At 67.6% G+C, this 24,812-nt stretch carries 24 protein-coding genes; 9 read left to right on the forward strand and 15 right to left on the reverse strand.

Annotated elements, in window-relative coordinates; genetic code table 11:
- Positions 1-3: 3 nt before the first annotated feature.
- The 6 genes from GH2_RS17075 to GH2_RS17100 form a co-directional block, all read right to left on the reverse strand.
- A complete protein-coding gene (locus tag GH2_RS17075) occupies positions 4-2,100 on the reverse strand; it encodes an arabinofuranosyltransferase AftB family protein (RefSeq protein ID WP_239588925.1) in 2,097 nt (698 codons plus the stop codon).
- On the reverse strand, positions 2,087-3,010 hold the full coding sequence (locus GH2_RS17080; RefSeq protein WP_066170759.1) for a decaprenyl-phosphate phosphoribosyltransferase: 924 nt from the start codon (positions 3,008-3,010) through the stop codon (positions 2,087-2,089). The genes GH2_RS17075 and GH2_RS17080 overlap by 14 nt, the downstream gene beginning before the upstream one ends.
- A gap of 10 nt (positions 3,011-3,020) precedes the next feature.
- Positions 3,021-3,626: a phosphatase PAP2 family protein gene (locus GH2_RS17085; protein WP_066170762.1), complete on the reverse strand. Its 606-nt coding sequence runs from the start codon at positions 3,624-3,626 to the stop codon at positions 3,021-3,023.
- Positions 3,607-5,655 (reverse strand): glycosyltransferase, encoded by a 2,049-nt coding sequence (locus GH2_RS17090; protein ID WP_066170765.1) that lies wholly within the window; start codon positions 5,653-5,655, stop codon positions 3,607-3,609. Before GH2_RS17090 ends, GH2_RS17085 begins: the two co-directional genes overlap by 20 nt.
- On the reverse strand, positions 5,655-6,854 hold the full coding sequence (glf, locus tag GH2_RS17095; protein ID WP_066170767.1) for a UDP-galactopyranose mutase: 1,200 nt from the start codon (positions 6,852-6,854) through the stop codon (positions 5,655-5,657). The genes GH2_RS17090 and glf overlap by 1 nt, the downstream gene beginning before the upstream one ends.
- A gap of 133 nt (positions 6,855-6,987) precedes the next feature.
- Complete coding sequence (locus GH2_RS17100; protein ID WP_066170770.1) at positions 6,988-7,545, reverse strand: TetR/AcrR family transcriptional regulator; 558 nt, start codon at positions 7,543-7,545, stop codon at positions 6,988-6,990.
- Between the two features lie 124 nt (positions 7,546-7,669).
- On the opposite strand from GH2_RS17100, the gene GH2_RS17105 reads away from it, so the two are divergent.
- Positions 7,670-8,020, forward strand: a complete 351-nt coding sequence (locus GH2_RS17105; RefSeq protein ID WP_066170773.1) for a hypothetical protein — start codon at positions 7,670-7,672, stop codon at positions 8,018-8,020.
- A 12-nt stretch (positions 8,021-8,032) separates the two neighbouring features.
- On the opposite strand, the gene GH2_RS17110 is transcribed toward GH2_RS17105, so the two are convergent.
- From GH2_RS17110 to GH2_RS17130, 5 genes are all read right to left on the reverse strand, one after another.
- Positions 8,033-9,637: a SpoIID/LytB domain-containing protein gene (locus GH2_RS17110; RefSeq protein ID WP_066170775.1), complete on the reverse strand. Its 1,605-nt coding sequence runs from the start codon at positions 9,635-9,637 to the stop codon at positions 8,033-8,035.
- 164 nt (positions 9,638-9,801) lie between these two features.
- Positions 9,802-10,638 (reverse strand): HAD family hydrolase, encoded by an 837-nt coding sequence (locus GH2_RS17115; protein ID WP_066170778.1) that lies wholly within the window; start codon positions 10,636-10,638, stop codon positions 9,802-9,804.
- A complete protein-coding gene (locus GH2_RS17120; RefSeq protein ID WP_066170781.1) occupies positions 10,635-11,402 on the reverse strand; it encodes a lysophospholipid acyltransferase family protein in 768 nt (255 codons plus the stop codon). The genes GH2_RS17115 and GH2_RS17120 overlap by 4 nt, the downstream gene beginning before the upstream one ends.
- 2 nt (positions 11,403-11,404) lie before the next feature.
- Entirely contained in the window at positions 11,405-12,175 is a 771-nt protein-coding gene (locus tag GH2_RS17125) for a lysophospholipid acyltransferase family protein (protein WP_066170785.1), read from the reverse strand.
- Between the two features lie 50 nt (positions 12,176-12,225).
- Entirely contained in the window at positions 12,226-13,362 is a 1,137-nt protein-coding gene (locus GH2_RS17130) for an acyl-CoA dehydrogenase family protein (protein ID WP_066170788.1), read from the reverse strand.
- A gap of 96 nt (positions 13,363-13,458) precedes the next feature.
- On the opposite strand from GH2_RS17130, the gene GH2_RS17135 reads away from it, so the two are divergent.
- A complete protein-coding gene (locus tag GH2_RS17135) occupies positions 13,459-14,043 on the forward strand; it encodes a TetR/AcrR family transcriptional regulator (RefSeq protein ID WP_066170793.1) in 585 nt (194 codons plus the stop codon).
- A 97-nt stretch (positions 14,044-14,140) separates the two neighbouring features.
- On the forward strand, positions 14,141-15,718 hold the full coding sequence (locus GH2_RS17140) for an MBL fold metallo-hydrolase (protein ID WP_066170794.1): 1,578 nt from the start codon (positions 14,141-14,143) through the stop codon (positions 15,716-15,718).
- A gap of 290 nt (positions 15,719-16,008) precedes the next feature.
- On the opposite strand, the gene GH2_RS17145 is transcribed toward GH2_RS17140, so the two are convergent.
- Both GH2_RS17145 and GH2_RS17150 read right to left on the reverse strand, forming a co-directional pair.
- Positions 16,009-16,830 carry a CPBP family intramembrane glutamic endopeptidase gene (locus tag GH2_RS17145; protein WP_066170797.1) on the reverse strand — a complete coding sequence of 274 codons (822 nt, stop codon included), beginning with the start codon at positions 16,828-16,830 and terminating at the stop codon, positions 16,009-16,011.
- Positions 16,831-16,892: 62 nt separating this feature from the next.
- Positions 16,893-17,666, reverse strand: a complete 774-nt coding sequence (locus GH2_RS17150; protein WP_084247584.1) for a DUF2470 domain-containing protein — start codon at positions 17,664-17,666, stop codon at positions 16,893-16,895.
- Between the two features lie 105 nt (positions 17,667-17,771).
- Between GH2_RS17150 and pheA the strand changes: the two genes are divergently transcribed.
- Positions 17,772-18,734, forward strand: a complete 963-nt coding sequence (pheA, locus tag GH2_RS17155) for a prephenate dehydratase (RefSeq protein WP_066170803.1) — start codon at positions 17,772-17,774, stop codon at positions 18,732-18,734.
- A 1-nt stretch (position 18,735) separates the two neighbouring features.
- Positions 18,736-19,407, forward strand: coding sequence for a histidine phosphatase family protein (locus GH2_RS17160; protein ID WP_066170806.1), 672 nt, complete (start codon positions 18,736-18,738; stop codon positions 19,405-19,407).
- 9 nt (positions 19,408-19,416) lie between these two features.
- Here GH2_RS17160 and GH2_RS17165 read toward each other — a convergent pair whose 3' ends face one another.
- Both GH2_RS17165 and GH2_RS17170 read right to left on the reverse strand, forming a co-directional pair.
- Positions 19,417-19,767: a metallopeptidase family protein gene (locus tag GH2_RS17165; protein WP_066170809.1), complete on the reverse strand. Its 351-nt coding sequence runs from the start codon at positions 19,765-19,767 to the stop codon at positions 19,417-19,419.
- 1 nt (position 19,768) lies between these two features.
- Positions 19,769-21,208, reverse strand: a complete 1,440-nt coding sequence (locus GH2_RS17170; protein ID WP_066170813.1) for a septum formation family protein — start codon at positions 21,206-21,208, stop codon at positions 19,769-19,771.
- Positions 21,209-21,264: 56 nt separating this feature from the next.
- Here GH2_RS17170 and serS point away from each other — a divergent pair, with 56 nt between their 5' ends.
- From serS to GH2_RS17190, 4 genes are all read left to right on the forward strand, one after another.
- A complete protein-coding gene (gene serS / locus GH2_RS17175) occupies positions 21,265-22,521 on the forward strand; it encodes a serine--tRNA ligase (RefSeq protein WP_066170816.1) in 1,257 nt (418 codons plus the stop codon).
- Between the two features lie 35 nt (positions 22,522-22,556).
- Positions 22,557-22,811 (forward strand): hypothetical protein, encoded by a 255-nt coding sequence (locus GH2_RS17180; protein WP_066170819.1) that lies wholly within the window; start codon positions 22,557-22,559, stop codon positions 22,809-22,811.
- Between the two features lies 1 nt (position 22,812).
- Entirely contained in the window at positions 22,813-24,171 is a 1,359-nt protein-coding gene (locus GH2_RS17185; protein ID WP_307825429.1) for an LCP family protein, read from the forward strand.
- A gap of 70 nt (positions 24,172-24,241) precedes the next feature.
- Positions 24,242-24,790, forward strand: a complete 549-nt coding sequence (locus GH2_RS17190; RefSeq protein WP_066170821.1) for a ferritin — start codon at positions 24,242-24,244, stop codon at positions 24,788-24,790.
- Positions 24,791-24,812 lie beyond the last annotated feature (22 nt).

Raw genomic sequence — 24,812 nt, forward strand, 5'->3', positions numbered from 1 at the left:
CACTCAGTCTGTCGTCACGCCCTCGGGCATCGGGATGCCGCAGCGAAGCAGCTCGTACTTCGGTTCGCGGGCGATCCGATACGTGTTGAACTCTTCGGCCTGGCGCAGGTTGTGTCGGAACCGAGTGAACGACCACGTGTCCTTGTACGACGCGAAGCGCGCCTGCGTCGTAGGGCAGGTGAGCGCGGCACGGGCCATCTTCACCTCATCGCGGTCGATGAATCCGGGGAACCCGGATACGCCACCGCTTTCGGCGACCACCCATTCGCTCGGGAGTCGCTTGTCGTGCCCGATGCGACCGTCCTGCAGTCGCGCGGTGTGGGCGGCGAGGGGGTATGCCAGGCCCATCTGGTCGATCACCCGCACGTCCAGCGGCGCATTCATGCTCGTCATCCCGAGGTTCAGGAAGTACACGCTGGTCTCACGGGGGATGCCGGGCGCCAACTTCTTCGGGAGCGGGGAGACGTACCACTTGTCGTAGTCGGCCGACGGCAGGATGACGCCGCCGCCCTCGGCCTCCACCTTGTGGATGGTTTCCACCATCGCCCGCATGCGGGGATACTCCAGATAGTCCTGCGCCGTGACCGGATTCTCGTTGCCCATGTTGGTCACGTAGAACCGTCGCTCGTCGACGATCCCGTCGCGCCCGATGTCCATGCCCGCGTTGGGCAGCACGGTCTGATTGACCGCCACGCCCCACCACACGGTGGTCACGACACCGCCGAGCAGCAGCAGACCGGCGCCGAGCCGATAGCGGGCCTTCGCGGTCGACAGGCTGGTCGGAATCGTCACCGGGATCACCATCACCGGCAGCAGCAGGACGAACAGCGGCGACAGCAACACGCGACCGTGCATGAAGTCGCCGCCCTGACGCAGCCAGTACACGGCGAGGAACAGACCGGACACGACGACCACGGTCACCACACCGCCGGGAGTCTGGATGCGGTCGACGACTCGGCCCCAGACCCGGACGAGGGTGTGCGCCGCCGACGACTTCTCCGCGTCGAGGATCTCGTGGTCGGCCCGCTCTGCGGCATCGCCGTCATCGGCGGCGTCCTCGCGGAAGGTGATCGCCAAGACGGCGAGCAGGATGCCCGCCACGACCGCGACGATCACGGGCAGCAGCAGCGTGTAGGGGCCGAACAGGTTGGTGAGGTAGGCGAATCCCTGGTGCCATTTGGCGCCGCTGGCGTCCTTGGCGATCGCGGGATTCGGGACCAGCACGGCGTAGTAGCCCATGCGGAAGATCTGGTAGCCGACCGGCAGCGCCCCCGCGACGACGACCATCGCCACGCGCATCCGCCAGCCGATCCGGGTGCAGAACATCGCGAGGAGCACCAGCCCGCCGAAGACCGCCATCTCTGGGCGGATCAGCGGCGCAAGACCCGCGGTAAAGGTCAGCGCGAGGAAGGCGGTGCGCGTCCGCGCAGTCTGCTCCGCACCGGCGCGACGAGTCCACGCCAGCAGCTGACACCACAGGCAGGCGACCCAGAAGAGGGTCAGGCCGTTCTCCAGACCCGATGTCGCGAAGTCACGAGCAGGCGGGATGACGATGTAGACGACCGCGCCGAGCGGAGCCAACAGCGTGATGCCCGGGCCCAGGGCGCGTCGGCCGTACAGTCGCGCGGTCCCGTACATGGCCAACGGCAGTGCGGCGACCGACAGGACCAGTGCCAGCCACAGGGCGACGTACTCGGTCTGCTCCGCACCGGTCACCCACGCCCAGAACCAATTCAGGTAGGTCCACAGGGTGGAGGTGTTGGCCTCCACGCGCTCGCCTGCGTTGAAGACCGGGCCGTTGCCCGCGAGCAGGTTCCGGACCGTGCGCAGGACGATCAGACCGTCGTCGGCGATCCACCGACGCTGCCACGCACCGATCGCGAACAGCACGGTGACGGCGATGGTCCCGATCGCGAAGCTGGTCGCCGGAACCACCAGGCGCCGTCTGTTCGTCCGCGTGGTCTCCGCCGCGGCGCTTACCTCGTCCCGCGGGTCGTCTGCGTCCGCCGGCGAGTCGTGCGGTTCGTCGCCGACGACCGGGATCAGGTCCGTGACATCGCGAGACTCCGGCGTCGACGAATCGTCGTCAGAACGGGGCATAGACCGCGACACCCACCAGCACGACCCACGCCAGCGCCAGGAACTGCAGCACACGGTCGCCGAGCGCGACCTCCTCGGGCTCGCCCGCTTCGCCGCCGTCGACGTCGACCGCATAGCGCAGGATGGCGATGGTGAACGGCACCATCGAGATCGCGTAGAAGACGTTGTCGCCGCGGTCTTCGTCGAACGCCCACAGTCCGTAGCAGAGGACGACGGCGGTCGCCGACAGCGTCCACACGAAGCGTAGATACGTGGTGGTGTAGTACTCGAGCGACTTGCGGATCTTGGCGCCAGTCCGCTCGGCGAGCTGCAGTTCGGCGTAGCGCTTGCCCGCGGCCATGAACAACGAGCCGAAGGCCATCACGAGGAGGAACCACTTCGACAGGCCGTCGGGCAGTTCGGCGGCGACGCCACCGGCGATCGCACGGAGCAGGAAGCCCGACGAGACGATGCAGATGTCGACCACGGCCTGATGCTTGAGGCCGAAGCAGTACCCGAGCTGGATCACCAGGTACACGGCGATCGTGGTGGCCGTCTGCCAGTTGGCGATGAACGCGATGCCGATCGCCGCGGCGGCCAGAATCACGGCCAGCACGAAGGCGAAGTTGCGCGGGACCACGCCCGCGGCGATGGGCCGGAAGCGTTTGGTCGGGTGCTGCCGGTCGGCTTCGACGTCCAGGGCGTCGTTGATCAGGTAGATCGACGACGCGACCAGGCAGAACGCGATGAATGCGATACCGACATTGCCCATCCGACCGAGGTCGGTCAGGGTGTCGGTACCCGCTGCCATCGGCGCGGCGAGCACGAGGACGTTCTTCACCCACTGCCGCGGGCGGAGCGCCTTGACCAGGCCGCTGGCCAGGTTCTTCGGCGGACCTGCGATGCCGTGCTCGATCGGCTCCTCGCTCATCGGTGGTTCCTCACTTGCTCACGTTCGTACGGTCAACTGCGGTGACTTTTGCGTCGGCGGCGATCACCGCTGCCGCGGTCAATGCACCGACGAGCGCGCCGGCTGCCACATCGGAAGGGTAATGGACGCCCAGAACCAGACGCGAAACCAGCATCGGCGGAACGATCACCGCGGGCGCCAACACCTGTGCGCCGGGCACACCGGACGCGCGGCCCAGCAGGATCGCTGCGGCGGTCGTCGACGTCGCGTGGCTCGACGGAAAGCTCAGCTTGCTGGGCGTGCCGACGCCGATCCGGATGTCGGGGTGGTTCGGGCGCTTGCGCCGGACCACGCGTTTGATGACGACGGACGCCGCATGCGCGACGAAGGCTCCCGCGCCGGCCTCGACGTAACGACGCCGTGCGTCGACGTCGCCACGACGATGCGCGGCGTACGCCCCCGCCCCGGCCAGCGCCAGCCAACCGAGCGAGTGCTCACCGAAGTGCGAGAGGCCACGGGCGCCGGCCAGCACGCCCGGGCGGTCGGCGAGCACTGACTGCACGGCGACGAGCGCGCCGGCCTCACCGGTCGCCCTTGCGCGATCGGCAGTGGTCTGTTCAGTCGATTCCGAAGACACGGGCCCAGCTCTCCTTGCTCACCAGATCGTCATGCGCGGCGCGGTACTCGCCACGCTTCGCCTCGAACTCGTCGCGCAACTGCTTCACCAGGGACGCCGATTCGCGGCCGAGCGCGATCATCGTGTCGCGATCACGCTGGCGGTACACCACACCGCGGCCGTCGGCGGTGGTGACGGTGACGCCGTCGACCCGCCCGAGCGAGAACCATCGAGCCTCGATCGGCGGGTAGTTGGCCTGCGGAACGCTGTGGTGGCGCGGGTCGGCGGGCCGGACGTTGTTCACCACGGCCGCGGCGAGCGCCTTGGCCTTGGCGATCGGGCCCTTGGGCTCGTTGACGCCGAGCGCCGTCGCCTCACCGGTGGTGGTCGGGAGGTCGGTGGCTGAGGGCAGCACCACGGCGTCCGGATATCCCTTGCGGATCTCGGCGACCTTCCCGAGTGCGGTGGGCAAGAGGGACCGGATGTGGTCGGGCCCGGCCAGGAAGTCGCGGATCGCCTCGTTCTGGATCGCCACCGTCGAGTACTCCAGGCACAGGAGGTGCTTGGCCGTGGCCTTGGCCATCGACGTCAGGATCCCGTCGATGGAGCCCTCGGTGTAGATCGACGCCACCACGAGGCGGTTCCGCAGGTGGAAGTACGCCTGCCAGTCGATGGCGTCGTCCTTGTCGCTCCACGCCATGTGCCAGATCGCGATACCCGGAATCGTGGCGGTCGGGTAGCCGGCGCGCTCGGCGCGCAGGGCGAACTCCCAGTCGTCCCACTTGATGAACAGCGGCATCGGCAGCCCGACGGTCTCCGCGACCTCGCGCGGGATCATGCACATCCACCAGCCGTTGCCCTCGACGTCGATCCGCCGGTGCAGGTTTTTGGAATTGTCGCGATCGCTGAGCGGGTATTTGGAGAAGTCGTGGTCGTACTCGACGAACGGCGCGGCCGTCCACATGAACCTGTGCCGGTCGATCACCTCGCCCATGCAGTGCAGGTGACTGCGATCCTGCAGGTTGAGCATCTGCCCGCCGACCAGCATCGGCGACTTCGCGAACCGCGACAGCGCCAACGCACGCAGGATCGAGTCGGGCTCGATCATGATGTCGTCGTCCATATAGAGGACATACGGGCTGTCGGTCAGCCGCAGCGCCTCGTACATGATCCGCGAGTAACCGCCCGAACCGCCGAGGTTGCCCTGGTCGAAGATGTGCAGGCGATCCCCGAGCCGCTCGGCGGCCTCGGTGTAACCGTCTTGGTCGACGACCTTCCTGGTGCCCTGGTCAGGCATGAGGACCGCGTCGACGACGGCGTCGACCAGCGGATCCGAGGTCAGGGCCGCGAGTGCAGCGACCGCATCCGCCGGCCGGTTGAAGGTCGGGATGCCGACGGTGACTCGCGACCCGCTCGCTCCGCTCCCGGCGTCGGTGACTCGCGACCCGCTCGCTCCGCTCCCGGCGTCGGTCACTCGCGACCCGCTCGCTCCGCTCCCGGCGTCGGTCACATTGTTGGAGCCGCTGGTGGGCTCGATCGGTGCGTACCAGCCGCCGGCGATGATCTCGGTGTCGGTGTCGGTGGTGACGTCGAACCAGATCCAGCCGCCGTCCTCGAACGGGCCCAGGTCGGTCTCGAACTCGAAGACGCCGATGCCGTCGGATCCCACCTGGACCAGGTCGCCGCCGATGGCGATCCGCGAACCGTCGATCTTGGAACGGTACAGGTCCACCCGCGCGGGGGCCCTGTTCGCATTCGGCCCGCTCGCTGCGCTCCCGGCACCGCGCACCTCCACGCGGAGAACCACCGACTCGAGCACACTCCAGCGACGCCAGTACGATGCCGCGAACGCGTTGAAGTAGGTCGCGAAACTGACCTCCGACTCCCCGCTCAGCGTGACGCTGGTGCGATCGTCCGAGGCATGTGCCCGCGAGGAGTTGCTCTCGGATTCCACGAGGTACAACGACCGCACGTCGAGCGGCTCACCCGGGCGCGGGAAGATGACCCGCTGCAGCAGGCTGACGGCCTTCGTCGGATGTGCGGACGTCATCAATCGTCTCCCTCGGCCAGCGGCGCCCCGTCGCGCAGGTGCGGTGCCAGCGTGTTGTCGAACATGGTCAACGCGCTCGCGATCGCCATGTGCATGTCCAAGTACTGGTAGGTGCCCAGTCGGCCGCCGAACACCACCTTCGACGACGCCGCCTCGGCTTTCGCCAGGTCGCGGTACGCCGCCAGCATCTCCCGGTCGTCCGGGGTGTTGATCGGGTAGTACGGCTCGTCCTCGTCGTTGGCGAACCGTCCGAACTCACGCATGATCACCGTCTTGTCCGACGGGTAGCTCTTCCGTTCCGGGTGGAAGTGCCGGAACTCGTGAATGCGGGTGAACGGCACGTCCGCGTCGTTGTAGTTCATCACCGGAGTGCCCTGGAAGTCGCCGGTCGGCAGCACCTCGAGCTCGAAGTCGAGGGTGCGCCAGCCCAGACGGCCCGCGGAGTAATCGAAGTAGCGATCCAGCGGCCCCGTGTAAACCACCGGAGCGTCCGGGCTTGCGGTGCGGATCTCGTCGCGCACGTCGAACCAGTCCGTCGACAGCCGCACCTCGATGCGCTCGTCGGCCGCCATGTTCTCCAGCCAGGCCGTGTAGCCGTCGACCGGCAGTCCCTCGTGGGTATCGCTGAAATAACGGTTGTCGAAGTTGTAACGGACCGGCAGCCGGGTGATGTTGCCTGCGGGCAGGTTCTTGGGGTCGGTCTCCCATTGCTTGGCCGTGTAGTGCTTGATGAACGCCTCGTACAGCGGCCGGCCGATCAAGCTGATCGCCTTCTCCTCGAAGTTCGCGGCCTCGCTGGTCTCGACCTCCGACGCCTGCTCGGCAATCAGGGCGCGCGCCTCGTCGGGAGTGAAGTAACGACCGAAGAACTGCGACACCAGACCGAGTCCCATCGGGAACTGGTAGGCCTGGCCGTCGTGCATCGCGAACACGCGGTGCTGGTATCCGGTGAACGAGGTGAACTGGTTGACGTACTCCCACACCCGCTCATTGGAAGTGTGGAACAGGTGGGCCCCGTATTTGTGGACCTCGATGCCGGTCTCGGGCTCCGCCTCCGAGTACGCATTGCCACCGATGTGGTCACGCCGTTCGACGACGAGCACTCGTTTGCCGAGCTGGGTCGCGGCCCGCTCCGCGACGGTCAGGCCGTAGAAGCCGGAACCGACCACGATGAGGTCGTATGTGCTGTTCTTCGTCACGGCTGTTCAGCCTATCGGACCGTTCCTGAGTATTTCTGCAGCACGCCCGCGATCCGGACGTGTGTTCTCCCACCCCGACAGCGGGCCCGGGAGAGCCTCGGTGAGCCTTCCGTCCGACGCCGGCCGCCGCGCATCACGGGCGCTCAGCGAGCACATCCGAATGCAGTGCGACCAGCCGATCGGACCAATCGTCGGCGATCGCGCCCGTCCGGCCGTACTCCGCGAGGAGTGCTCCGACGATGGAATCGACCAGAGTCTCGATGTCGCCGCGCAAGGTCAGCACACCGTCGGCGACGCCGGCACGCAGTTCGTCGGCCAGCAGCCGCCGATGCGTCTGCAACACCGTGCGGAAGGCATCGGTGAAAGCGGGATCGGCGTCGGTCAGCAGCGCTGCGAAGCCGCCGAACCCGATTCCGTCGAGGATCATCGCCGACGCGCGCTCAACCACCCAGCGCAACCGACCCTCTCCCGAGCAGTCGTGCTCGTCGACTGCGTTCTCGGCGGCGAGGCGCTGGAGGACGTCGGTCAGCATCGCCGCGCGGTCGGCGTAGCGGCGGTACACCGTGGTGCGAGCCACTCCGGAGTGCGCTGCGACACCTTCGACGGTGACCGCGGACGGCCCCTTGGTCCGCAGGAGTTCGAGGGTCGCCGCCGCGATCTTGGCGTCGCTGGCATGACGGGAGGGCGGCATCGAATCAGGCCTCCATCCGATCGGCGTCAGTGATCACACGAGAACGCTACATCAAGTGTAGTGATACAGTAAATGTATCGATACATTCACTGTATCGTTTCGTTCACTTCCCGAGGAGGCCCCGTTGAGTTCCCATTCAGCCGACAGACCCATCCCCTACCTACCCATCGGCTACCTGCTTCTGCTCGTCCAATTCGTTCTGCTCGGCCTGTCCGTGAGCACGCTCGCCGCCGACGCCCGCGGAACCGTCGTCACCACACTGTTCCTCGCCTGGGCAGTGACGCTCGTCGCCTCGATCGTCGCGTTCGTCCTGCAGGCGAAGACCAACCGCGCCGACGACGGTCAGGCGACGCCGAGCCCGCATCTCATCGTTCCCGCGGAATCGACCGACCGCGTCGCCGCGTACCACGCGATCTACCGCAGTCCGGACGCGTCCGCACCCGCCGACGATCGAACCGAGCGCGCCGCTGCGTGACCTGCTCCCCGCTCAGACCAGTCCGTCGACGGTCGGGAAACCGAGCTTCTGCAGACCGCCCGCGGCGAGGAAGTCGGTCAGCGCCTGGCCCATCAGGGCGTGCGCGCCGGTGGTCGGACTGAAGTAGAGGACGCCGTTCTCGATCACCTGAACCAGGCCGGGCACGCCCTTGCCGTCGGTCAGCATCTCCGGCTTGGCGACGGTGCCGGTGGACCCCTGCGAGTTGTCGCTCCGCTCGAGGTTGACCTGCTTGGCCGAGAGAGCCTTCATGCCTTCGGTCAGCAGCTTCTCCACCATCGGCGCGAACTGCTGGGTGAGACCCGCGACGTCCGGCAGCCCCACGGCCGAGAAGCCGGGGAGAATCGTGTTGAGCACCTCATTGAGCGGGCTCAGATCCAGGAATCCGCCGCCGGGCGCCTCCGGTCCCACCTGCGGGCGCACGATCTTCGGCATCGACTTCTGGCCCTTCACCGCAAACCAGTCAGACTTCAACTGCAGCTTGGTGCGCGCCTGGTCACCGGTCGCTTCGACGGTGCCGCCGGAGCCGACCACCCGAACCTTCAGGACACGGCCGCTGCCCTCGCCCAGACCGTTGGCCTCGATGACTTCGAAACTCTTGAGCGATCCGACGCCGAATGCGGAGCCGATGCTCGACGCACTGACCGTCGCCGTCCAGTTGTGGGTCGGCGAGATCGCATCGCCATCGTCGCGGACGGCGGGGAACTGAACGCCCGCGGTGTAACCGCCGGTCGACGCCGAGAACTCGGTCAGAGCAGGCTTGCCGTTGAGCAGGCGGATCTGTCCGGCCGTGGCATCGGCGGCACGGCTGGTGCGCGGGTCCTCACCCGAGGCGCCGTGGTACATCTGCGACTGCTGCGTGTTGTCGATCTTGCGGCCCTGAGCGAGTCCGGCGAGCACGTAGGTGCGGGCCGCCACAGCCTGCGCCTTCAGCGCCTCGAAGCCGCCCGAGTCGGCCCACGACGGCATGGACTCCTTCGGAATCACGCCCTTCACATAATCGTCCACGTGCAGCTTGTTCACCACGCCACCGGAACCGAGCCCCAGGGAACCGCGGTACTTGTCACCGCCGCCGCAGAAGGTCAGGAGTTCGTTCGCGGGCCGGTTCGGACCCGCGGTGATCGGATCGACCTGGGTGGCGGGAACAGTCTTCACCGTCGCACCACCGCAGCCCTGGGTGATGGTGGCGGTGCCCCCGGCCAGGCGGACCGCCTGTCCGGGAGCGACCTTCTCGTTGCCTACGCGCATCCCGGCACCCGCATGAACACTGACCGACGACTTCTCGCTGAGCGAGACCGTGATGTCGGGAGTGCCCACCTTCCCCGCGGTTGTGTTGCCATAGAAATGCTTCAGGATCCGGTCAGCAGACCAGCCCTTCTTCGCGTAGCCGTACGCACCCCACTGCCCCATGCCCCGACCGTGGCCGTGACCATGCCCGTCCAGGGTGATCGGTGCATTCGCCGCCAGCGTGACGCCGTCGGACGAGAACACCTCCGTGCCGCCGACGACCAGACTGCCTGCCAGCACTGCGGGGGCAAGCCCCAACGCTGCAAAAGTGAGAGTTCGCTTCTTGGCTCGGTTCGGTCGAACATTCGGCACTGCATTACCCCTTTGGAAGAACCACGCATGCTGCGGTCCATGTGACTAGTGGGACTCATGTGACTGTAGTGATTAACGTGAAGCCACGACAAGTTCACACGGTCACAACCGGGTCACACTTCTTCGGGGAGCAGGTCGCGAGCAGTGACGGCCTGAGGCGTGTTCTAGAACCAGCGTTCCAAGACCTTGGCGACGCCGTCGTCGACATTCGACGCGGTGATCTCGTCGGCGACCTCCAACGCCGCCGGATCGCCGTGGCCCATCGCCACGCCGTGCGTCGCCCAGCGGAGCATCTCGACGTCGTTCGGCATGTCGCCGAAGGCGATCGGCGACGTGGCGTCGACGTCACGATACTCGGCCAGCCAGGCCAGTCCCGCGGCCTTGTGCGTGGCCGGGACGGAGAACTCCACCAGTCCGGTGTCGATCGAGAAGGTGGCCTCGGCCAGATCGCCGAGGTGCGGCGCCACGGTCGCGGCCATCTCCCGCGACGACAGGTGCGGCATGCGGACGAGCAGCTTCACCGCGGGCTCGGCCACGACTTCGGCCTGGCTGACGTACACGTGGTCGGGATTGAGCCAGGCGTGCTCATACCCCGGGGTCGCGACGAAGGGCGCGGTCGCGGCGTCGAACGCCGAGGAGCCGACCCGTTCCGCGGCCAGCCCGCAGCCGGGCAGCAACTCGGTGCACAGGTCGGCGATCCGCGTCATCGCATCGGGCTGCAGAGCCTCGACATGGAGGATCCGGTCGGCGACGACGTCGTACACGATCGCGCCGTTGGCACAGACCGCGTAGCGGATGGCCGCAGGCGTGTGCGCGAGTTGATCGGTGATCTCCGGGATCCATCGCGGCGGGCGGCCCGTCGCGAGGACCAGTTCACTGCCCTCGCTCCGCGCGCGTTCCAGAGTGGCCGCCGTGCGTTCGGTGATCCGGTTGGCGTTGTCGATCAGGGTGCCGTCGACATCCGAGGCGATCATCGAGGGTGGGCCGAAGGCGGGCATCATCGTTGCTTCTTTCGTTTCTCTGCGCGGCGGGCGGCCTTCTCTGCAGCCTCCGCGTCTTCGATCACGAGCGCGGCATCGGAGGTCGGCGCACTGCCGCCCAGCCGTGCCGGCACCCAGTCGGCGCCGGTCGGCGCCTCCGGATACCGCTCCTGTACTCGGTGCAGCAGCGCGGTCATCTTCTCGTGCAGGCGGACCGTCTCGGCATCGACGTCGGCGTCTGCCGGAATCCAGATCGGTTCGCCGAACTCGACGTCGATCGGGATCCGATGGCGGCCCATGCGTCGTTCGACGCCCTTACTCCACTGGCGATGCGCGCCCCAGACGATCGTCGGGACGACCGGGACCTGCGCTTCAGCGGCCATCCGGACCGCGCCCGACTTGAACTCCTTGAGCTCGAAGCTGCGGCTGATGGTCGATTCCGGATAGACCGCGATCAACTCGCCGGCACGCAGCGCCTGGACAGCCAGCCGATAGGCCTCACCGCCCGCCGTCCGATCGACCGGGACGGCACGGGCGTGCTTCACCAGGAACCGCATGATCCCGACGTCCATGAGCTCGGACTTGACCAGGAACCGTGCGCGCCGGCGGCGAGTCCGCAACGCCAGACCGAGCGGCATGAAGTCGACGTAGCCGGTGTGATTGACCACCAGCACACCGCCGTCCGCGGCGGGTATGTTGTCCACTCCGAAGAATCGGCGACGAGTGCCCTGCGTCGCGTGGATCGTCGACGCCAGGCCCTCGAGCACGCGATAGACCGGCTCCATGGTCAGTTCGCGTCGCCCTGCTGTTCGCGCGCGGCACGCTTGGCAGCCTTGGCTTCCGCATCCGCGGCGTCCATCGCATTGGCTTCGTCCAGCGTCGGGGCTCCGCCGCCTCGTGCCGCGGGCACCCAGAACTCACCGGGCGGGTAGGGACCGTAACCGTCCTGGAGTTCGGTGAGCTTGGCGCGCATCGACTCGTGCAGTCGTGCCGTCAGCTGTTCGGGCGTGCCCTCCGGCGCGATCGGCTCGGCGACGCCCACCATGATCTTGTAGCCGTGGCGGCCCATGCTGCGGGGATGTCCCTTGGTCCAGATCCGCTGTGCGCCCCACACGATCGTCGGCACCAGCGGTGCACCCGACTCCAACGCCATCCGCGCGGCGCCGCTCTTGAAGCCCTTCAACTCGAAGCTGCGGCTGATGGTGGCCTCGGGGTACACGCCGACCAGTTCGCCGCGCTTGAGGTAGTCGACGGCGTCGCGGTAACTCTGCGCACCGTTGGCGCGGTCGACGGGGATGTGTTTGAGCGCGCGCATCACGGGGCCGCCGATCGCGTTGTCGAAGACCTCCTTCTTCGCCATGAACCGGACGTAGCGGCGGCCCTGCAGGAACGCGGGGATGCCGGCGAACGTGAAATCGAGGTAGCCGGTGTGGTTGAACGCGACCACGCCCGGGCCGTCGGCTGGCACGTGCTCCACCCCGGAGATCTCGAACTTGAGGCCCTGCGCGAGCCACAGCATGCGGGCGGTGGACACGACTGACGCGTACACGGGTTCCATGCGCCCGAGTTTAGTCGGTTGCGACGACACCGCCCGACGAGCAGACCACGTCAGGCCAGCGAACGACTGATGACCAGACGCTGGATCTGGTTGGTCCCTTCGAAGATCTGGGTGATCTTGGCCTCGCGCATCAGCCGCTCGGGACGGAAGTCGCGGGTGTACCCGTTTCCGCCGAGCACCTGCACCGCGTCGGTGGTGACCTTCATCGCGGCATCGGTCGCGATGAGTTTGGCGACCGAGGCGTTCCGCGAGTAGGGCAGCCCGGCGTCGCGTCGTCGTGCCGCATCCAGATACGTGGCGCGCGCCGACTCGACGGCTGCGGCCATGTCGGCCAGCAGGAATCCGAGGCCCTGGTGATCGATGATCTTGCGGCCGAAGGTCTCTCGCTCCTTCGCGTAGGCGACGGCCTCGTCGAGTGCCGCCTGCGCGATGCCGGTCGCCACGGCGGCGATGCCCAGGCGGCCGGAGTCGAGGGCGCTGAACGCGATCTGCAGTCCCTGCCCCTCGGCGCCGATGCGGCGCTCCTCGGGCAGGTGCACGTCGTCGTACCGGGCCGTGGTGGTGGGCACGGCGGTCAGCCCCATCTTCTCCTCGGGGCGGCCGAACGAGAGTCCGTCGACGCCATCGGGGACCAGGAAGCACGAGATGCCCTTGGACCCGTCGCCGGTGCGCGCGAACAGGTTGTAGTAGTTCGCGATGCCGCCGTGGGTGATCCACGACTTCTCACCGGTGATCCGGTAGCCGTCGTCGACCCTGCTCGCGCGGCAGACCAGTGCCGCCGCATCCGATCCCGCCTGCGGTTCGGACAGGCTGTAAGCGCCGACGGTCTGTCCGCCCAGCATCTCGGGCAGAAAGCGCTCGCGCTGTTCAGGCGTACCGAACGCGAACATCGGATAGCAGGCCAGACTGTGCACGCTGACCGCCACTCCGACAGCCGCCCACCTCGCCGCGATCTCCTCGAGGACCTGCAGGTACACCTCGTACGGCTGATCGCCGCCGCCCCACTCCTCCGGATACGGCAGGCTCAGCAGTCCGGCGGCGCCGAGCTGCGCAAAGACGTCCGCCGGGTACTTCTCCTGCTTCTCGTACTCATCGACGATCGGGTCCATGACCTTGTCGCAGATGTCCCGGGTCAGTTCGATCAGCGCGTGGGCTTCGTCGGTCGGGAGCAGGCGGTTCACAGTCACGGAGATCTCCTCGTCGAGGCGGGTAGTACTGGATTGATGATGACAGTACTGTCACGTCGGCAGTACTGCAAGCGATACCGCAGTACTATTCAGGTCATGTCCGACGCCGCAGCCACCGATTTCGCCACGGCGCGCCGCTCACAACTGTTCGACGAGCTGCTCGCCATGTTCCTGACCGAAGGGTTCGCCCACTTCACTCTCGACGCGATCGCCGCACGACTGCACTGCTCCAAGTCGACCCTGTACACGCTGGCTGCGAGCAAGGACGAGCTGGTTCGGGCCACCACCATCCACTTCTTCCGCCGCGCCACCGACGACGTCGAGGCCGCGGTGGGCGCGGTCGCCTCGCCGCGCGCCCAGATCACCGCGTACCTCGCCGCCGTCGGCGACACCCTGGGCGCGGCCTCCCCGCAGTTCCTCGCCGATCTCGCCGCGTTTGCGCCGGCTCGCGAGGCCTACGAGCAGAACACCGCGATCGCCGCCGGAAGAGTCAAGGAGCTGATCGACGACGGCGTGGCCGCGGGCGAGTTCCGCGAAGTGCACGCCGTCTTCGCCGCCGACCTCGCCACCACGACGATGGTGCGGATCCAGCAGGGCGCCGTGCGGGCCGCCACCGGCCTCGACGATGCGGGCGCCTACCGCGAACTCGCCGCGATTCTCACAGCGGGAATCAGCGTGTGACGTAGTCGCCCGGGACCTTGTCCTCCACGGAGCGGCGATCACGCAGCCGTCGGCGATACCCTGTCAGGGCAGCACTCTCGTCGAAAGGCACAGCCCCGTGCAGATCACCAGCGTCGGCCACGCCGGATTCCACATTCAGACCGCGGCCGGGTCCATCCTCTGCGATCCCTGGGTCAACCCCGCGTACTTCGCGTCGTGGATCCCGTTCCCGGACAACACCGAACTGGATTGGAAGGCACTGGGCGACTGCGACTACCTCTACGTCTCCCACCTGCACCGCGACCATTTCGACGAGCAGAACCTGCTCGACAACGTGAACAAGGACGCCACCGTCCTGCTGCCCGACTATCCGGTGCCGGACCTGCGCCGCGAGCTGGAAGCACTCGGGTTCCACACCTTCGTCGAGACCACCGACTCCACCAAGCACACGGTGTCGGGGCCGAAGGGCGACCTCGACATCATGATCATCGCGCTGCGCGCACCGGCCGACGGCCCGATCGGCGACTCGGGTCTGATCGTCGACGACGGTGAGACCGTCTGCTTCAACATGAACGATGCGCGTCCCGTCGACCTCGACGTGATCGACGAGCAGTTCGGCCGCGTCGATGTGCACCTGCTGCAGTACTCGGGAGCCATCTGGTACCCGATGGTCTACGACATTCCCCGTAAGTCGAAGGCCAACTTCGCCATTCAGAAGCGTCAGCGCGGCATGGACCGCGCCCGCTCGTACATCGAGCAGGTCGGCGCCACCTGGGTGGTTCCGTCCGCGGGCCCGCCGATGTTCCTCGACGACGACCTGTTTGCCCTCAACGACTTCAACACCGGCAGCGACGCGGACAAGGCCAGCATCTTCCCCGATCAGGCCGAGTTCCTGGAGCAGATGCGGACGCACGGGACCGACGACGGCGTCAAGCACCGCGGCTTGATGATGGTGTCGGGATCGGTCGCGGACTTCGCCGGGGCCGAACTCGGCTCGATCGAGCACCCGTATCCGCCCGAGAGCGTGTTCGGCGAGAACAAACAGGCGTACCTGGAATCGATGAAGGAGAAGTTCGCCCCGATCATCGCCGCCCAGAAGGCCACGTGGGCGGCCGCCGAGGGACCGTCGCTGCTGGAGCCGCTGCGCGAGACGTTCGAGCCGATCATGAAGCAGTCCGACCTGATCTGCGACGGCATCGGTTACCCCGTCGGGCTGGTGATCGGTGACGAGACCTACGTGCTGGACTTCCCCAAGCGCACGGTGCGGATGCGCGAGGACGGCGACGGCAAGTACCGCTACGGCTTCCGCATCGCGCCGGAACTGATCCGCACGGTGCTGCGCGACGACGAGCCGGACTGGGTCAACACCATCTTCCTCTCGACCCGCTTCACCACGTGGCGCATCGGCGGTTACAACGAGTACCTCTACACCTTCTTCAAATGCCTCACCGACGAGCGGATCGCGTACGCCGACGGGTGGTTCTCGGAGGCGCACGACGACTCCTCGTCGATCGAACTGGACGGCTGGGAGATCCAGCGCCGCTGCCCGCATCTGAAGGCCGACCTCAGCAAGTTCGGTGTGGTGGAAGGCGAGAAGCTCACCTGCAATCTGCACGGATGGCAGTGGGACCTGGCCAGCGGCCGCTGCCTGACGTCGAAGGGGCACGAGCTCCGCTCGCAGCGCGTCGAATCCTGACCGACAGGCCCCGCCGGTCCGCGTCGGTCATTCATTCGGTGTCACCTCGGCATCGATCCGTGCAACGGCCGTTGTCATCGTGATACCTTGACCGCAGGTCGTGGGATGGCGACATCCCACTCCGCTGTGCTCGGTCCGGGTGGAATCGGGGCTCTTGGGAGGGAGCTGCTCGGATCGTCAAAGCGCGGCGCAGTCCTCGGGGTGTGAATTCGTCCCCCGTCCGCTGCGCCGCGCTTTCTCTCTTCGCAGCCACGGGGCAAGGCCGATACTCCGTGGCTCACGGTCGCGTTTCAGCCGATGACGCCCGCGCGCACCAGTATCGGATAGCCGGCGAAGGCGATCGTGTCGATCAGCGCGTGCGCGAACACCAGCGGCCAGAGTCGGTTGGTGACTTGAAACCACCGTCCGTACACCAGCCCCATCACCACGTTGCCGGCGGCGGCACCGAGCCCCTGGTACGCGTGGTAGCCGCCACGCAGCACCGCCGAGCACCAGAGACTGCTGTTCGCGCCCAGCCCCAGCTGACGCAGTCGAGTCAGAAAGTAGCCGACCACCACGATCTCTTCGGCGAAGCCGTTGCCGAACGACTTCAGTGCGAGCACCGGAATCCGCCACCACAGATCGTCGGTCGGAGCGACGGCGAGCGTCGAGTTCCACCCCATCGCCTGCGACACCGCGACGAGTGCGAGCCCCGGCAGACCGATCACCGCCGCCAGCAGAATCGACGGCGGCACATCGGCGCGCGCCGGTCGTCCCAGCCCGATTCGCCGCAGACCGATGCCGCTCCGCCACAGCAGATACGCGCCCAGCCCGCCGATCGCGAGCAGGCTCACCACGCTCATCCCCTGACGGATCGCATCAATCACGGGCACCGACGAGGCGACCGGGTTCAGCGCGACCGTCGTGCCGCCGACGCCGGTGGTAAGCGCGTTCTCGAGCAGCGACAGCAGCGCCCGCACGGCGGAGAAGCCGAAGGTGAGGACCCCGACCAGGAGCAGTTCGACGATGATCGCCCGGCGCTCGCGCGGATCGTCGACCCGGCCGATCTCCGGTTCCGGTGGACGCAGCACGCGTCGAAGCACTCGACGGACGCCGTCCCGCTCAGAAGTCACGGCGTCAACGGTAGCCGCCCGCGTCGTCGCGCCGGGTCAGCGCGGGACCTGTCGCGGTGGGCTCAGTCGTGTCCGAGGCACGGATGCAGTGCCAGCGAGTGGATGGCGGCGGACAGTTCAGGGATGCGCGTGACCGGACGAGCGAACGGCATCCGCACGTCCTCGTCCCGATTGCCGATCTCGACCCGGAAGGTGATGCCGAAGCGATCCAGGCGCAGCGGCCGGGCACGACCGCCGCGCACATGATCCGGGAGCCGGTGCGCGAGCTGGTGAATCAGATCCTGGTGGTCCGAGTCCAGATGGATCAGCCAGTCGGTCTCGAACTCCCAGAACAGATCCGGCTGCGCCGTGGCGATCGAGGCGACATCCACACCCCCTGCGCCGGTGGATGTCGCCAAGACCGCCGAATCGAGCGCCATGCGCATCAGGCTGTGGCCGTGGCCGACGTCGAGGAGCCGCTCGTCGGGATGGTCGCCTGCGATCTCGACCGCGAGTTCGCGCTCCAATTTCGCGGGCACCTCGTGCAGAGTGCCCGAGAGCCAGATCAACGACCGCACGCGTTCGCGCATCTGGACGGGTGCGCAGTCGATCACCTCGACCATCGCGGTGAGGCCCTCGACCCCGGATCGAACCAAGTCGACCGCCGGAACCGAGTCCGGCACCAGCAGGAAGGCGTCACTTTCGAAGAGGTGCACCATCGCCACCGCATCGCAGCCGGAGACGTCGACCGTCACTCCGACCGGCGCACTGACGGACAGCGTTCCACCATGGGCGCGGCGGCAGGCCGTCTGGACCAGCTCAGCGTCGCAGGGAGCAAGGATCGTATTCACTGACACCTCCGAAAGTGCGTTACTTAGTACATCCTAACTTAGACTTACCTAACCTAACGCGGCAGGGTTTTCCCGTCAACGGCACGGCACAACTGACTCGACTACTGTGAAATGGTGCCCAGCTACGCTTATTTTGGACCCGCCGGCACGTTCACCGAGATGGCACTCGACGCCGTCCTGCAACGTCGCGGTGCGGGCGACTCCGCCGTCAAGGTCCCCGTGAGCAATCCCCCGACCGTCATCGACATGATCCGCTCCGGCGACGTCGACTTCGGCTGCGTGCCGATCGAGAGTTCCCTGGAGGGTGCGGTACCGGCCACCATGGACGCCCTCGCGCCGCGTGACGGCCAGATCCGCGTTCAGGCCTACGCCGAGGTGGCCCTCGACATCGCCTTCACGATCGCCGCCGCCCAGCAGCGCGACGCCGCCGACGTCCGGACCATCGCGGCGTACCCGGTCGCCTCCGCGCAGGTCCGACGCAGCGTGGAGCGCCTGTTCCCGAACGCCGAGTTCGTGATCGCGACGTCGAACGCCGGCGCCGCGCAAGACGTCGCGCAGGGCAAGGCCGACGCCGCGGTCACCACCGCCGCCGCCGCTCGCATGCACGGACTGACCACGCTCGCCGACGGGGTCGCCGACTCCGACGACGCCGTGACCCGATTCCTCCTGCTCGGCAAGCCCGGTCCCCCGCCGGAACCGACCGGCGCAGACCGCACCTCGGTGATCCTCGACCTGCCGAACACCCCGGGCAGCCTGGTGGCCGCGATGAACGAGTTCGCGATGCGCGGCATCGACCTCACCCGCATCGAGTCCCGCCCACGCGCCACGGACGCCACGAGCGCGCCGAGCCGAAACGGCAGCGGCCAGTACCGGTTCTACCTCGACGCCCGCGGCCACATCCGCGATGCCGCCGTCGGAGAAGCACTGCGCGCGCTGCATCGCAGCGCCGAGCGCGTCATCTTCCTCGGCTCCTGGGCCATCGACCCCCAACTCACCGTCGCCGCCGCGGCGGCACCGCCCGACCACGCGGAGTCCCGCGCCTGGTTCGACGATCTGCTTCAGGGAGACCTCTGACATGACACGACTTCATCTGGTCCGACACGGCGAAACCACCGCCAACGTCCTCAAGCGCCTCGACACGGCGCTGCCCGGCGCCTCGCTGACCGACTTCGGCGCTCGTCAGGGCGTCCGATACGGACTCGAGCACCCGCTCGACGAGCCGCCCGTCCTCGTCAACTCCGTCGCCAACCGCGCACGCCAGACCGCCGAGCTCATCGGCTCCGTCTGGGATCTGGACACCGACGCTGTCGAAGGCATCCACGAAGTCCAGGTGGGCGATCTGGAGGGCCGCTCCGACCGGGACGCACACGAGGTCTTCCACGACACCGTCGTGCGCTGGCACCGCGGCGATCTCGATGCGCGACTGCCCGGCGGCGAGTCGCTGGAGATGGTGCACGCCCGCTACCTCCCGGTGATCGACGATCTCACCAGTAAGTACCTGACGGGCGAGCACCAGCGCGACGTCTACGTGGTCTCGCACGGGGCTGCGATCCGCCTGATCGCCGCGCATCTGACCGACATCGATCCCGAATACGCGATGAAGCACTACCTTCAGAACACCGGAACCATCGAACTCGAATACCGCGACGGCCTCTGGGTCTGCCACCAGTGGGGTGACGCGGAACTGCCCGGCGAGAGCGCTCCCGCCGACGACGCGGCGGCGCAGAACGCCGACCCGATGGGCTGACGGATCCGGTCAGCCCCACCCGTTCGCGTGGAGCCATTCGTCGCTGATGCCGAAGTGGTGGCCCACCTCGTGGAGGACGGTGATCGCGACCTCTTGGCGCACCTGCTCCTCGGTATGGCACATCGCGAGCAGCGGCTCGCGATAGATCTCGATCGTGTCCGGCAGGAAACCCGCGTACTCGGTGGTGCGCTCGGTCAGTGCGACGCCGGTGTAGAGGCCGAGGATCGTCGGATCGTCGTCGTTGTGCGGGCGCACCAGGACGACGACGTTCGACATCGCGTTCAGCAACTCATCGGGGAGCAGGTCGAGCGCGTCGCCCACGAGGTTCTCGAAGTCGCGCTCCGACAGGGAGATCGGCATGTCAGCCCGCCGGCGCCGGGATCTCGCGGTCCGATGACGAATAGCCGGGCGGCAGCGGCACGGGCTCGCCCACCGAGCGTCCGGGCGGCCCCTCGTCCTGCGGATTCGGCACCTTTCCGTTGATCAACAGGGTGCCCTGCCTGGCGTCGCCGACCAGCGTCGCGAACCCGCCGCGGTCGGGCAGCGCCACGAAGCAGAACACCCGGCGGCTCCCAGTGAGCCAACTGACCTCGGAGATCGTCGACGACTGAATGTTCAGGGTCGTCTGCTTGAACTTGTCGGCGCCGCCGAACGCCTGGTTCGCCTGGGTCGGACAGATCCCCCGCAGATACTCGTTCTGGTCCTTCGTACTCGGCCACGGCTTACCGGACGCACGGCCGCCGAACCGCTGCGACAGGTCGACGCTGCCGGTCACCTGGAAGGCATGCGGCTCAGCGCAGTTCACCACACCGCCGGTCGGCTGACGGGACTGCTTGTCGATTCCGATGCAACTGCCGTCCGCCCAGGTGAACGACTGGTCGACGTCTCTGACCGGGCCCGTGAACTCCGCCTGCACATCGCCGGGGGCGGGCTGTTCGATGCCGCAGCGCAGGCTGCGCACCCCCTGCTGCCACTCCGACTCCTTCGGGAACATCAGGCCGGGCGCGAACCGCCCCTGCGGATCCAGGCCGCCGCCCAGGTAGCGCGAGACGATCACCGAACAGTTCTCGTCGCGGATCTCCGCGAATCGCTCCGGCGTCGGATAGGGCGCCGTCGCAGCGAATTCCGCCGTCGGGAAGGTCGATGTGTCGAGAACGCCTGCCACCTCGAACCTGTGCGGCTTCGTGCACTCCACCCTCACCGGATCGCCGGGCGCGTCGTCGCTCCACGTCAAGCAGTCCCCGGCCTCCGAGCGCGTGAAATCGTTCTGCTTCACCGAGCTCTCACCGATCACCGACGATCCGACGTCACCGAGATCGTCGAAGCCGCCGGTCGCGAACAGGAACGCTCCCGCGGCGACGCCGCCGACCAGGATCGCCGCCAGCACCAGCCGGAGCGGATGCTTCCGGGCGCGACTGGGCGACTGGGCGTCCTCGGACTCCGCCGAGTCGTCAGCCCCGCCCGATCGCGGGGACGCCGACGTCTGCTCCTCATCGTCCTGCTCCTCATCGTCGAAGTAGGCGTCCTCGGGCTCCACACCCCACTCCTCGACGTCGTCCTCCACCTCGTCGACGTCGTCCGGAGCGACCTCACCGTGCGGGTCGCCGTACGGCTCCAGCCCCCACTCGTCCACCGCCTCGGATTCGCCCGTCTCCCCTGGTGATTCCGTGTTCTCGGGAAGCTCTCCGCCGTCGAGGGAGTCGTCGGTCGGCTCCCAGCCGCCAGCACCGCCGCCGACGACGGGCTCAGCCTCGTCGTCGTCGCGGCCGTCGTGCATCGGTTGATCGCGCTTCGAAGTCATCGCAATCCATCATGCCTGGTCGCTGCTCCCGACGTCCTCCGAGTAGGGTTCAACGTGTGATCGACCTGAAGATCGTGCGTGAGAACCCCGACCTTGTCCGCGAATCCCAGCGCGCCCGCGGCGAAGACCCGACCCTCGTCGACCAGCTGCTCGACGCCGACGTCGCGCGCCGCGCAGCCATCGCCGAAGCGGACGCTCTGCGCGGCGAGCAGAAGTCCCTCGGCAAGCTCGTCGGCAAGGCGTCCGGCGAGGAGAAGACTGAACTCCTCGCCAAGGGCAAGACGCTGGCCGAGCAGGTCAAGAGTGCCGTCGCCAAACAGAACGACGCCGATTCCGCGTCCAGCGATGCGCACCGCGCCATCTCGAACATCATCGAAGGCGCCCCCGCGGGCGGCGAGGACGACTACATCGTCCTCGAGCACGTCGGCGAGCCGCGCGCCATCGCGAACCCGAAGGACCATCTGGAACTCGGTGAGAGCCTCGGCCTCATCGACATGGCCCGCGGCGTCAAAGTGTCCGGATCGCGTTTCTACTTCCTGACCGGTCTCGGCGCCATGCTCCAGCTCGGTCTGCTGAACATGGCCGCGGCCAAGGCCACCGCCAACGGATTCACGCTGATGATCCCGCCGGTCCTGGTGAAGCCCGAGATCATGGCCGGCACCGGTTTCCTCGGCGCCCACAGCGACGAGATCTACCACCTCGACGACGATGACATGTACCTCGTCGGCACCTCCGAGGTCCCGCTGGCCGGCTATCACAAGGACGAGATCCTCGACCTCTCCACCGGACCCAAGCGCTATGCGGGCTGGTCCACGTGCTTTCGTCGCGAGGCGGGCTCGTACGGCAAGGACACCCGCGGCATCATCCGCGTCCACCAGTTCGACAAGGTCGAGGGCTTCATCTACTGCAAGCCCGAGGACGCCGAGACCGAACACCAGCGCATCCTCGGCTGGGAGAAGGACATGCTCGCGGCGATCGACGTGCCCTACCGCGTCATCGACGTCGCCGGTGGCGACCTCGGCAGCTCCGCGGCCCGCAAGTTCGACTGCGAGGCCTGGGTCCCGACCCAGAACACCTATCGCGAACTGACCTCGACGTCGAACTGCACCACCTTCCAGGCCCGCCGCCTCTCCGTCCGCTACCGCGACGAGAACGGCAAGCCGCAGATCGCCGCCACGCTCAACGGCACCCTCGCGACCACCCGCTGGCTGGTCGCGATCCTCGAGAACCACCAGCAGGAGGACGGATCGGTGGTCCTGCCTCCCGAACTCGCTCGGTTCGTCGGCGTGGAACGGATCACCGCTCCGGCCTGACCGCGTCGTCGTCCCGGCGGTCGTAGGTTGGACCGATGATGATCGGACTGATCGCGGCGATCGTCGCGGCGCTGGGCTTCGGCGATCAGACCCGGCCCGGCTGGGGCTCGCCGCGAGCTGACGCCGAAGCCGGACAGAATTCCCCGCTGGCGACCGCCATGTCGCCACACGCGGACGCCGACCGTCAGCGGGGAATCCTGTCCGAAGGCGGTCGGTCATTCGGTCGACGCAGCGCCCTCGTCCTGCCTCGCCTTCAGCATGCGGTCAGATTCCGGCGGTACCGTGTCTGAAATGAACTCCCAGCGACCCATGCCGCCGGATCCGCGGCGACCGCGTGGCGGACCTCGTTTCGAGGCGCCGACCCGCCGGGTCCCCGAGTCTGGACCCGATGCGGGTTATCGGCCGCCGCTGGCGTGGTCGCAGGAGCCGGAGCAGCGCCCGCGACACCGGTCGCCTGCGCCGCTGCCCGCCGCCGAACCGCCGGTACCGCTGCGTCGCGACACCCGTCACGCCGCGCCCGGCGGGTACGCTCCGCGGCAAGAACCGCAACCGGTGCCCGCCGACCGTCGACGGGCAGCGTCTCGCCCACCGCAGGACGCGCCCCCTCGACGTCGGTCCGACCGTTCCGCCACGCCCCCGGTTCCCCCGAAGCGGGGCCATCGCAGCACCCCGCCCGCGCCGAAGCCGCGCAAACGCCGACGGCTGCGACTCGGACGGATTCTGCTGGTGGTGCTACTGGTCCTGGTGATCGCCCCGATCGCCATGCTGTTCTACTTCGACGGCAAGCTGCATCGGGTGGACGCGTTGTCGTCGTACCCCGGCCGCGTGGCCGACACCCCCGGTACCAACTGGCTGATCGTCGGCACCGACTCCCGTGAGGGGCTCAGCGCCGAGCAGAAGAAGAATCTGGCGACCGGTGACGCCGACGGCGCGCGCACGGACACGATCATGATGGCGCATCTACCGCTGTCCGGAAAACCCATGCTCATCAGCATCCCCCGCGACATGTACGTGCCGATCCCCGGCATGGGCAGCCACAAGATCAACTCCGCCTTCAACAACGGCGGTCCGAAACTGTTGGTTCAGACCGTCGAACAATTCACCGGCGTCCGCATCGATCATTACGCGGAGATCGGATTCGGCGGCTTCGACTCGGTGGTCGACGCCGTCGGCGGGGTCACGATGTGCCTCGATCAACCGCTCCGTGATCCCAAGGCGGGTCTGCGACTGCCTGCCGGGTGCCAGAAACTGAACGGCGCGCAAGCGCTCGGGCTGGTGCGCACGCGCGCTTTCCCGAACGCCGACCTGGAACGGGTGGTGAACCAGCGCAAGTTCCTGTCCGCACTCATGTCCCGGGCCACCAGCCCGTCGGTCCTGCTGAATCCGTTCCGCTTGTTCCCGTTCGTGAGCGGCGCCGTCGACGCCGTCACCGTCGACAACGGTGACCACCTGTGGAATCTCGCGTGGCTGGCCCTCAAACTGCGGGGCGATCCCATCACCACTACCGCCCCCGCTGACGGCGACCAGTACACCGACGACGGCGACTCGCTGATCCCCGGCGACACCACGAAGCGGTTCTTCGACTACATCGCACGCAGCGAAGCCGTGCCGAACGATCTCCTGTCGGCCAACACCGGTTCGGTCTCCTGACCGGGTCGACGGGGCCGTCGCTGCTGCCAGTCCAGCACGAACGTCGGGTGACGGCGATTAGACTCTGCCCATGACCGCAACGCCGCGCACGACGTTCCAGCAGCTTCTGCACGATCAGATCAGCAACGAGTTCAGTGCCTCGCAGCAGTACATCGCCCTCGCGGTGTACTACGACAACCACGACATGCCGCAGCTCGCGAAACGCTTCTACGGGCAGTCCGTCGAGGAGCGCAACCACGCGATGATGATCATCCAGTACTTCCTGGATCGGGATCTCGACGTCGAGATCCCGGCCGTCGCCGCCCCGATCACCGCGTTCGACGACTACCGCGAGCCGATCGCGCTGGCGTTGAAGCAGGAGAAGCAGGTCACCGAGCAGATCGTCAGCCTCGCTCGGGCGGCCCGAGACGACGGCGATTACCTCGGCGAGCAGTTCATGCAGTGGTTCCTGAAGGAGCAGGTGGAGGAGGTCGCCACGATCACCACGTTGCAGACCATCGCCGACCGCGCCGACGGCAACATCTTCGACCTCGAGAACTTCGTCGAACGCGAGATCAATGCCGCCGCGACGTCGGCCGCCGATCCCGGCGAGCCCGTGGCCGCAGGCGGGAACCTGTAGCGACCCGGTCCCCGACCCGCTG

It is taken from the genome of Gordonia hydrophobica NBRC 16057 (assembly GCF_001592365.1).
Lineage (GTDB): Bacteria > Actinomycetota > Actinomycetes > Mycobacteriales > Mycobacteriaceae > Gordonia > Gordonia hydrophobica.

Bases quoted from the DNA above. Each gene is read 5' to 3' on its own strand.
- GH2_RS17120 (WP_066170781.1), bottom strand. From the start codon at position 11,402: ATGGAGCCGGTCTATCGCGTGCTCGAGGGCCTGGCGTCGACGATCCAC.
- GH2_RS17160 (WP_066170806.1), top strand. From the start codon at position 18,736: ATGACACGACTTCATCTGGTCCGACACGGCGAAACCACCGCCAACGTC.
- GH2_RS17100 (WP_066170770.1), bottom strand. From the start codon at position 7,545: ATGCCGCCCTCCCGTCATGCCAGCGACGCCAAGATCGCGGCGGCGACC.
- GH2_RS17135 (WP_066170793.1), top strand. From the start codon at position 13,459: ATGTCCGACGCCGCAGCCACCGATTTCGCCACGGCGCGCCGCTCACAA.
- GH2_RS17080 (WP_066170759.1), bottom strand. From the start codon at position 3,010: ATGAGCGAGGAGCCGATCGAGCACGGCATCGCAGGTCCGCCGAAGAAC.
- GH2_RS17115 (WP_066170778.1), bottom strand. From the start codon at position 10,638: ATGATGCCCGCCTTCGGCCCACCCTCGATGATCGCCTCGGATGTCGAC.
- GH2_RS17125 (WP_066170785.1), bottom strand. From the start codon at position 12,175: ATGGAACCCGTGTACGCGTCAGTCGTGTCCACCGCCCGCATGCTGTGG.
- GH2_RS17075 (WP_239588925.1), bottom strand. From the start codon at position 2,100: ATGCCCCGTTCTGACGACGATTCGTCGACGCCGGAGTCTCGCGATGTC.
- GH2_RS17180 (WP_066170819.1), top strand. From the start codon at position 22,557: ATGATGATCGGACTGATCGCGGCGATCGTCGCGGCGCTGGGCTTCGGC.
- GH2_RS17170 (WP_066170813.1), bottom strand. From the start codon at position 21,208: ATGACTTCGAAGCGCGATCAACCGATGCACGACGGCCGCGACGACGAC.
- GH2_RS17190 (WP_066170821.1), top strand. From the start codon at position 24,242: ATGACCGCAACGCCGCGCACGACGTTCCAGCAGCTTCTGCACGATCAG.
- pheA (WP_066170803.1), top strand. From the start codon at position 17,772: ATGGTGCCCAGCTACGCTTATTTTGGACCCGCCGGCACGTTCACCGAG.
- GH2_RS17185 (WP_307825429.1), top strand. From the start codon at position 22,813: ATGAACTCCCAGCGACCCATGCCGCCGGATCCGCGGCGACCGCGTGGC.
- GH2_RS17165 (WP_066170809.1), bottom strand. From the start codon at position 19,767: ATGCCGATCTCCCTGTCGGAGCGCGACTTCGAGAACCTCGTGGGCGAC.
- GH2_RS17090 (WP_066170765.1), bottom strand. From the start codon at position 5,655: ATGACGTCCGCACATCCGACGAAGGCCGTCAGCCTGCTGCAGCGGGTC.